We start from the raw sequence: 258 nt of genomic DNA on the forward strand, positions 1-258 counted from the left end.
ACCATTAGCGCAAAGTATGACCAGAACTGCCCCGCTTCCCTTTAGAGTGATAAATGGAACTTCTGCTGGCGCAATTACTTCTGCGGCGTTAGCGGGATACGCTTCATGTATGCAATTAGCCGTTAGTAAGCTAGAGACAGTATGGTATAACGTTTCACCAGCTATGGGTTACAACAGTAAATTTTTGAGTTTTTTTGGTCATTTTAGCAATACTTATCGCTTATTTATGTATGCTAATGCTTTCTAGGCATAAGTATA

1 pseudogene is annotated in these 258 nt (G+C 39.9%); it reads left to right on the forward strand.

The features are described 5' to 3' along the window. Positions 1–208 (forward strand): annotated as a pseudogene (locus CWB77_RS18100) (patatin-like phospholipase family protein); the annotation flags it as partial. Between the last annotated feature and the right edge of the window lie 50 nt (positions 209–258).

This window comes from Pseudoalteromonas sp. S1610 (genome assembly GCF_005887465.1).
In the GTDB taxonomy this organism is placed as follows: domain Bacteria; phylum Pseudomonadota; class Gammaproteobacteria; order Enterobacterales; family Alteromonadaceae; genus Pseudoalteromonas; species Pseudoalteromonas undina.